11 protein-coding genes are annotated in these 6,670 nt (G+C 51.4%); all 11 read left to right on the forward strand.

The window, feature by feature from the left end; translation table 11 throughout:
* The first annotated feature begins 8 nt into the window (after positions 1-8).
* A complete protein-coding gene (locus M1F25_RS22360) occupies positions 9-356 on the forward strand; it encodes a hypothetical protein (protein ID WP_000039129.1) in 348 nt (115 codons plus the stop codon).
* Positions 353-781, forward strand: a complete 429-nt coding sequence (locus tag M1F25_RS22365) for a hypothetical protein (RefSeq protein ID WP_000988988.1) — start codon at positions 353-355, stop codon at positions 779-781. Before M1F25_RS22360 ends, M1F25_RS22365 begins: the two co-directional genes overlap by 4 nt.
* Positions 774-1,337 (forward strand): hypothetical protein, encoded by a 564-nt coding sequence (locus M1F25_RS22370; protein WP_000004671.1) that lies wholly within the window; start codon positions 774-776, stop codon positions 1,335-1,337. Before M1F25_RS22365 ends, M1F25_RS22370 begins: the two co-directional genes overlap by 8 nt.
* A gap of 11 nt (positions 1,338-1,348) precedes the next feature.
* Positions 1,349-1,918, forward strand: a complete 570-nt coding sequence (locus tag M1F25_RS22375; RefSeq protein WP_001256126.1) for a hypothetical protein — start codon at positions 1,349-1,351, stop codon at positions 1,916-1,918.
* 2 nt (positions 1,919-1,920) lie between these two features.
* A complete protein-coding gene (locus M1F25_RS22380; RefSeq protein WP_000435225.1) occupies positions 1,921-2,466 on the forward strand; it encodes a hypothetical protein in 546 nt (181 codons plus the stop codon).
* Between the two features lie 116 nt (positions 2,467-2,582).
* Positions 2,583-3,521 carry a ParB/RepB/Spo0J family partition protein gene (locus tag M1F25_RS22385; protein WP_000268394.1) on the forward strand — a complete coding sequence of 313 codons (939 nt, stop codon included), beginning with the start codon at positions 2,583-2,585 and terminating at the stop codon, positions 3,519-3,521.
* A 434-nt stretch (positions 3,522-3,955) separates the two neighbouring features.
* Positions 3,956-4,198: a hypothetical protein gene (locus M1F25_RS22390; protein ID WP_001096360.1), complete on the forward strand. Its 243-nt coding sequence runs from the start codon at positions 3,956-3,958 to the stop codon at positions 4,196-4,198.
* 2 nt (positions 4,199-4,200) lie between these two features.
* Entirely contained in the window at positions 4,201-4,563 is a 363-nt protein-coding gene (locus M1F25_RS22395; RefSeq protein ID WP_001258026.1) for a hypothetical protein, read from the forward strand.
* Entirely contained in the window at positions 4,556-5,800 is a 1,245-nt protein-coding gene (locus M1F25_RS22400; RefSeq protein ID WP_000098294.1) for a DNA-methyltransferase, read from the forward strand. The genes M1F25_RS22395 and M1F25_RS22400 overlap by 8 nt, the downstream gene beginning before the upstream one ends.
* 13 nt (positions 5,801-5,813) lie before the next feature.
* Positions 5,814-6,263, forward strand: coding sequence for a hypothetical protein (locus tag M1F25_RS22405; protein ID WP_001053910.1), 450 nt, complete (start codon positions 5,814-5,816; stop codon positions 6,261-6,263).
* The gene (locus M1F25_RS22410; protein WP_000380893.1) at positions 6,245-6,556 is read left to right on the forward strand and encodes a hypothetical protein; all 312 of its coding nucleotides are present in this window, start codon (positions 6,245-6,247) and stop codon (positions 6,554-6,556) included. The genes M1F25_RS22405 and M1F25_RS22410 overlap by 19 nt, the downstream gene beginning before the upstream one ends.
* The last annotated feature ends 114 nt before the right edge of the window (positions 6,557-6,670 follow it).

Here is a 6,670-nt window from a genome sequence, read left to right on the forward strand (position 1 = left end):
GGTAGGTTATGAGCAAAAAGCGCATCGTAATCAAAAATGGTGAGGTCTGCGGGTTTGCCGATGAGGTTTCCTTCAAAGGCCTTGAAGTGCAGGAATACAGTAAAACAAGGGTTTCGCGCATCGTGCCGACGAGCGGCATTCTAATGATTGCGTTCTATGTTATTCGCGGACTTTGTTCAGACGAGTCAAAGATTGCGGCATGGACTCGTGTTTGGCGTTGCCAGTGGAAGGTGCTGATCGACGGTAAAAGCTATGGACCATTCAGCAGTCGTGCGGATGCTATCTCGTTCGAGAAGGACGAGATCTACAAACAAGGCAAATTCTTTGCCGATGCCACTCACGAGGCGGCAGTATGATGACACGGGCGGCTATGGCCGCGCTGTTATCCGCGTTGGTAATAGGCCTTGTGTCTGATTTGTCCGCACAAGAGCTGGTGGTAAGCCAGGTGGCTATAGACAAGTCCACTGAGGTGGAGAAAGAAGCTACCTTCCACAACCGCAAGTGGGTGTTAAGGACGGGGCAGGTTAGTGGATTCTTCATCTGCCAAGGAGATAACAAAGACATTTACTACCGGCATGACAGGGTGGGCGCTCACTGCCAGAAGACATCGACTGGGTGGCGCAATGTACTGGGTCTCAGGGACGATGTTCCGGAAGTTGAGCTGAGCGTGTACCTGGGGACCGTTGAAGGTGTCCCCGTGAAAGTCCTTCATCAGGAAGTGGATGGTTACGATCTGAAAGTGCAGTACAAGGTTGCACGTAAAGGGTCAGCAAATGAGTGAGAGTGTGCGTCGGTCAACGCCGATGGTAAAGATTAAAATCCTGCCGAGTTTCGTAGGGGTTCCCTTCCCGTCGGTGCTACTTATCGTTGCGGGGCTCCTTAATGGCCCTTTGTGGGGCTTTGCCGCATTCGTCTTTCATATCGTCATCAAGCGGTACATCTACAGAGAATACCGGAGGTTGCCATATCCGATGCCAACCGGCTCAAGGCCTATGGATGAGTTGAGCGAGCTCCTTGTAAAGGGGATACCGGAGGAATTTTTCCGGCGGCTTGACGCAGCTTGCAGCTCTGATGCGTCAGTACAAATAACCTGCCCAAAGAAATACCGGCTGCTCAAAATGTCGTTGAATCGCTATGCCAACCGCGCTGGTTGTTACCCGCAGTTCCGGGAGGGGGATGAAATAGCGATTGAGGTAACAGAGCAGAGACCAAGAAAAGCAGGAGCAGGGAAGGGCTTTCCAAGTATTCAAGTTCTGAAAGCGTCAGAGGGTGTTCTGAGTGAACCGGAGCAGCCTATCGAAATTCAGAAAGATAAGCGCAAGATTATCTTGGATTGAGGTGGGTTGGAATGCGGTCATTTTTATACAGAATATTGCTTCTTTGCTTCGTCATTATCGTCCAGATAGGGCTAATCGCCATTGATGCGAGCCCGTTGGTTGTTGCTATGTTCCTCTCGCTAACAGCTTTAGTCGCTGGGGTCTGGATGGCGTACCTTCATTCCCGATTTTTGATGGCGGTGACTCCAGTAGTTATCTCTGTGCTAATGGCGACCCTCGCCATGAAAATGTTTGAGCCGAGACTCTTTGTTTCTGCCAGCGAAAAAGGCTGGTTCCCTTTGTCATTGTTCGTCTCGATACCGTTTTACTTCTACTTGAGTTACTTGCTTGAGATAGAGGAGAAGAGACGTACATTCCGGGCCAATGTGATTGGGTTTTTGCGTGGAGTTTCGGAAGAGATCCGTCGTTCAACCAGAGAGCATAGAGATCAAGGTGAGATAAGACACGGTGGAACAGAGCTGGGGAGTATTGACGAACTACAAAGGGGCGAGGCCAAAGAGCCAGAAGTCATCAGCTCTACATCGGACCAGAAAGAACAAGGCACTCCCAAGCGAGACAAGAGAAAAATCATTCTGGACTGAACATGGAACAAATCAGAAAAGGCTTAACCCTCGAATACGCAAAAGAGAAGCGTGAGAAGCTCTTGGCGGAGCTCAAATCAGATGAACACTACAGCCAGACTGAAACAGTAGCCTATGGGCACCACGACCCGCTCAGCGTTCCTGTGGCAGCCTGCGATAGTTGTCATGGCCGGGCGCAAATGCAGAAGGTTATAGGTCCTCCTGTGCGCTGGAATATGGTCTGCCTGGGTTGTGGGAAGGCGATCCAACAAATCCAGAAACGACCGTGGCAAGCAGCAATGGCGTGGAACCAAATTAACTTGGGAACACAGGACTACAGACAACTGCCCCTCTTTGGACTTGGGAGTCTGTCTCCTGAATCAGCAAGACAGAGAATGGTGGGAATACGCAGGAACCTGGAGCTGAGAAAGAGCCTCGCCGGTATCGAGAGGACGATAGCCCACAAGGAAGGTCAACGCCCACCAGGGAAAGAGTACCAGCAACGACTGGAAGCATATCTGCAATGGGCCATGCTGGCGCTGAGGTTGCTCAAAGTCAAAGCAAGTTAGTGGTGAGAAGGAAGAGAGAACCCGGTACTGTAAAGCGCCGGGTTTTTTATGCCGCCCTGTTTACAGTATCAAAAAGTGATGCTATAAAGTGAGCAAGTCACAAGGAGAACCAACGAATGGCTGTTATCAACTCACTCCGCGCTCTCAAAGGCGTAACCGCCCCCGAAGAACTGAAAAAAGGGGATGGATTCACTATCTCTCCTCAGCTTCTGCTGGAGGAAGAAGGGTTTAACACCCGTGGCGCTTTCTGCGAGGACTACTACGAGCGCCCGGACATCAAAGCTGGTATTCGAGTGCTGGCCGATGCTTACAAGCGTGGCGACTATGTTCCGCCGATCATCGTCAAAGTTATCGACGGAAAGGTGTATGTCCGTGAAGGTCATCGCCGTCGCCGCGCCATCCTGCTTGCTATAGAGGAAGGTGCCGACATCCAGTTCGTGCAGGTCGTAGAGCACAAGGGCGATGAAGCCGAACAGAGCCTTCTGATCGCCACCAGCAACGATGGGCTCCCTCTTTCTCCACTTGAGCGAGCCGTGATCTACGCTCGGCTTGCAAACTGGGGGTGGAGCGACCAGATGATTGCCCAACGTGTTGGCCGCTCGGCTGAGCACGTTCGTATCGCCCGTGCCCTTTTGGAGATGCCTCTGGAACTGAAACGGATGATTCAGGAAGGCTCTGTGGCTGCCACCTACGCTCAGGAGCTCTACAACGAGCACGGCACCAACGCTGTTGAGATCCTGAAAAAGGCGCAGGAAGAACAGGCCAGTGGCAATGACGGCAAGAAGGCCCCGAAAAAACTGACCAAAAAGTCTGTCGAGAAAGGTCCCCGCCTGGGCAAAAAGGTGGTTGAAGCCATGCACCGAGGCGTGAGCTCTATTACCAGTCGTCTGGACAACATCAAGCCGAACGATGACGGTGAAACGTTCACCCTTACCCTGAGCCGGGAAGATGTTGATGCGTTTCAGGAGCTGAAAGCCAAGCTGGCGGAGCTGGAGCCCAAAACTGACGAGTCCAATGAAGACCAGCAAGAGCTGGATTTGGCGGGTAATCAGTAATGGGGCGCTGTACTGTTGAGGATGCCATCCAGTTGCTGGAAGGGGGAACCATTGTTGCGGTCGTACCGGCGTCATCCGGACCAGATACGCTGGTGGTTTCCTCTATCAGGCTTGAATCCGGACTGACAGTACAGTTTTCCCCTCCAGCGGCAGCCAGTGTCAGTGTTCAGCTCGCGGAGCTCGATGATGAACAGTGACAAGAAATCGTCTGAACTAGCCAGACTGAGGCGTCAGCATCAGCTAGTTTGCTCTGTCATCGCAGCCTTGCTCATCTGTGCAGGTATATATGGGACCGTTGCACGTTTGGGCTTCATCCTGATGGCGCCATTGTTTGTTATCGCCTTAGGTGTGTTAGTCGATGCGTTCCTGCCAAGGGTAAGTTGGTTCTTCTGTGTGCGGGACGTGAGAGACATATTTGGGTGGAGAAAACGATAGTGGCGAAGTTGAAGGTTTATGGCGGGATCACTTATGGGGCCGAGGGGCAGTTCAGAACTGTCGTTGCGGCCACAAGTAAGAGCAAGGCTGCTTCAATTCTGAATATCACGATTTACCAGATGAATAGCTGGTGGACGGAGACTTTTAACAAGTACGAGGTCGAGGCGGCGATGTCTGAGCCGGGGGCTATTTTTTCAAAGCCTCTCGATGGCAGAGACCCATTTGTAAAGCAGGAAGGATAATTGTGAGAAGTGTTTTTGTATGGTTGAAGGCCGGGGCAATACTGGCTTTCCTATTCTTCGGTATTGCTGGTGCTGTCAACCGGGTCTATTGGGTTAACAGCCAAGGTTTGAGCCAGGGGTCGATGTCATCCACATTGGTTAAAGAAAAGTTTGGCCTAGACCTTGGTGCAATGTGCCGTTATGACAAACCCCAGCATGTCGAGTTCAAAGTCCTTCCTGATCAGACAATCCAGTTCCGCTGCTCATGGTTTGAAGGTGGCGGATTAACCTGGTGGCCTTTCTACACCGAGCATGATGTAAAGAGCGCCGAGGCGACCTCTGTGCTCAATGACATATTCCAGGGTACGGAGGGGCATGATGAGTAGCCAGCTAGAACTCTTTCATGTCCAAGAGGCGTATGCCAAGGCCGATAAGCCGTTATCGAATGAGGAGCTCTACGATTCGGTGGCAGAGCTCGCTGGAATCCCGAAAAGCGCTCTGAATGAACAAAGTGAAATTGGCAAGGCAAAGGTCAAGCGGAGCAAGCTGAAAAGACAGATACGCTGGTATCAGCAAACCCTCAAGTCGATGAACCTTCTCCAGAAGGTGGACGGCGAGCGGGGTGTCTGGGAGCTCTCAAGCAAAACCAAGAAGGGCCTGCATGAAGCGCTAGGTGGCGTTCGACTGGTCGCTTATTCAACAAATCTTGGGCTGGCGGTGTGGTCAAACAACAAGAGCTTTTTCTCTGACCTCGATGAGCCGGTGCATCTGTGTGTGACATCTCCGCCGTTCCCGCTCCGTATACAGCGTGGCTATGGAAACGTTGATGAAGCCAAATGGGTGGATTTCATTACTCAGGCACTCGAACCGATAGTCAAGAACCTGGTGCCAGGAGGAAGCGTTGTCCTGAATGTCAGCAATGACATATTCGAGGCCAAGAGCCCCTCCAGATCTCTCTACGTTGAGCGAATGGTGCTGGCGCTCCATGATCGGCTTGGGCTCTCTCTCATGGATAGATGGCCGTGGATCAACCTGTCAAAACCACCAAGTCCGACCCACTGGGCTTGTGTGAACCGTTACCAGTTGTGTGCCGGGTGGGAGCCTGTTTATTGGTTCACCAACGACCCTGACAGGGTGCGTTCTGACAACAGAAGGGTCCTGATCCCTCATACAGAGAAACATCAGAAGCTGATGGCCCAAGGCGGTGATAACAGAGTGGTCAGTTATGGTGACGGGGCATATCGACTGAGAGGGAACGCATTCTCTAACGTCACGGAAGGACGGATACCGAAAAACGTTATCCAGCGCGGCCACCGTTGTGCGGATACTCTGGAGCTTCGGAGAATCGCTAGAGAACTGGGGTTGCCACCGCACCCGGCAATGTTCCCAACAGACATACCTGAAATGGCTATCCGCTTTCTGACGGAAGAGGGCGACCTTGTTGTTGATCCGTTCAGTGGGTCGAATAAGAGCGGGTTGGCCGCAGAAAGGAATAACCGGCGCTGGATCGCCTGTGACATCATTCTTGAGTACATTCGCACCCAGGCGGAAATGTTCACCGGCTTTGATGGATTTTGGATGAACCCGGCCATAGCAGCAGTGGGCGGGGGAGCGTTGAATTAAGAGAACAATGCCCATGAATTTAAGTATTATCGCAAGAGTCTTGCGCCAATTGGCAATTATTTTTGTCCTCTCCGTGCTTCTTGTGGCCGGATATATCTACTATGCCGGTAAACAACATCAGCAGGCAGCAATCAACTTTTGGGGTGAGCAATACCAGCCTGATGCCATCTCGACGCAAATTGATTGGGGGTTTATCGGTAATTGGGTTATTCCTCGCGGGGGGCCAATTATTTCTCCGGGCATTGCTGGAGTGTGTCCCAATACACCACTTCCCGTTGTGCCTCTTAAAACTGGTCCTGATGGCCGGGGTTATGTTCTCTGTGGCATTGGAAGTGAGGCTGTCGCTACCAGCTTTGATGTCAATGACATCCAGGATGAAGAGATACGAAACACATTAAAAACGATGTTTGAGGAAGAATTTGAAAAAACTGTTAAGGGGGATAAATGGACACTCAAGAACTGAACCACATGATAGCTGAGGCCTACAGCCGGGATTTGCAAAAGCCTGAGCTGGTATCGTTCAAAGAGGTGAGTCGCTGGGGGCGTAAGTACGGTTTCCCCGTCGTATGCACTCTGGCCGATGAAAGTGAAGAAAAGCAGATTCACTGGGCTGCCAGTTTGCTCATTCAAGTAGCCGGTACTTGGCCGCGAGAAGATATGCCGGAATTGCTCACACCGGAACGGGGCTCCGCGCTGTTCAACGATGCGATGCAGTTATTGGCGAATGGGCTTGGAGCAGCAAATCAATTGCGCTGACAGCACAAACCTTGTCAATAAGCGGCCTTCATGGCCGTTTTTTTGTTTAAAGTTTGTTTTAACAGAACCATAATTAGATATTGCAGTATCATTTTATGATCGCTACAATCTTTC

Source organism: Providencia sp. PROV109, assembly GCF_033681625.1.
GTDB classification, from domain to species: Bacteria; Pseudomonadota; Gammaproteobacteria; order Enterobacterales; family Enterobacteriaceae; genus Providencia; species Providencia hangzhouensis.